This is a genomic window from Streptomyces verrucosisporus (genome assembly GCF_017114865.1).
Classification (GTDB): domain Bacteria; phylum Actinomycetota; class Actinomycetes; order Streptomycetales; family Streptomycetaceae; genus Streptomyces; species Streptomyces fenghuangensis.
The window spans coordinates 1-1,348 of record NZ_JADEYH010000075.1 but is presented as its reverse complement, the minus strand read 5'-3'; the positions used below and the strand labels follow the sequence as shown (position 1 = coordinate 1,348).

Sequence of the window (1,348 nt, the reverse complement as noted above, 5' to 3'; positions counted from 1 at the left end):
CAGGGCTTGGGCGAGTTCCGGGGTCGGGCGGTTGGTCGGGCCGTGACCGGTTGGGGCGCATAGCAGAGCAGGCACGGGCTTCGTGATCATTGGGGTGTCGAAGCTCAACGATCATGAGGTGGCCCGTGCCTGCCGCTGCATCTTCTCTCATCCCGCCGGTGCTGGCGAAGCTGGGTCCGCTGGATGCCAGTCAAGTCGCTGACCTGCGACCCTTTCTGGAGCGGGTGCCCGACCCACGGGCGAGGCGGGGCCGCTGGTACCCGCTGACCGCGGTCCTCCTCGTCTGTGCCTGCGCGGCCGTCTCCGGAATGAGGAGTGTGGATGAGATCGCCGAGTGGGCGGCACGCGCCTCGGACACCGTGCTGACGGCCGTCGGAGTCCGCCGGCACCCGCTCAGGTGGCGCCGTGCCCCCTCGCGGACCACGATCGGCCGCGTCCTCGCGGCCGTCGACGGTGACGCCTTGGACCAAGCGGTCGGCGCCTACCTCACCGCCCGGAACACCGCGGGAACAGTCTCGGGGAAACGACAGGTGATCGCCGTCGACGGCAAGTCACTGCGAGGATCGGCCCGCCTGTCCGCCGGCCGCAGACACCTGCTCTCCGCCGTTACCCACCACCGGGCCCTGACCCTCGCCCAGGCCGAGGTCGGAACCAAGACGAACGAGACCGCGCACTTCCGGCCCCTGCTCGAACCGCTGGACCTGACCGGCACCGTCGTCACCTTCGACGCCCTACACTCGGTCCAGGCGAACGTCACCTGGCTGGTCGAGACGAAGAACGCCCACTACATCGCCATGATCAAGCGGAATCAGCCGACCGCCCACCGGCAGCTCGCCGCCCTGCCCTGGCCTGACATCGCCGTCCAGCACACCGCTTCCTCTGCCGGACACGGCCGCCGGGAGTCCCGCTCGATCAAGACCTGCGGCATCGCCGACGAACTCGGCGGGATCGCCTTCCCCCACGGCCGCCTCGCCCTCCGCGTCCACCGACGCCGCAAGCAGACCGGCGAACGCGAGAGCCGCGAGACCCTCTACGCCGTCACCAGCCTCGACGCCCACCAGACCACCCCGGCCGAACTCGCCGCCGCCGTCCGCGGCCACTGGGCCGTCGAGGCCCTGCACCACGTGAGAGACGTGACCTACGCCGAGGACGCCTCCACCCTCCACACCGGCACCGCACCCCGCGCCATGGCCACCTTCCGCAACCTCGCCATCGGCCTGCTCAAAACCCTCGGAGCCGTCAACATCGCCAAGACCACCCGCGCAATCCGCGACCAGCCCGAACGAGCCCTCCCGCTCCTGGGCATCACCAACAACCCGGACGCTCAGGGAACTTGATCAAGCCCTGC

The 1,348-nt window shown here is 70.2% G+C and carries 1 protein-coding gene; it reads left to right on the top strand.

The features are described 5' to 3' along the window. Window positions 1-113 precede the first annotated feature (113 nt). Entirely contained in the window at window positions 114-1,337 is a 1,224-nt protein-coding gene (locus tag IQ279_RS27495; RefSeq protein WP_206352037.1) for an ISAs1 family transposase, read from the top strand. Window positions 1,338-1,348 lie beyond the last annotated feature (11 nt).

What these genes read in the sequence shown, in the direction of transcription:
- IQ279_RS27495 (WP_206352037.1), top strand. Translation starts at nt 114, where the DNA reads ATGAGGTGGCCCGTGCCTGCCGCTGCATCTTCTCTCATCCCGCCGGTG.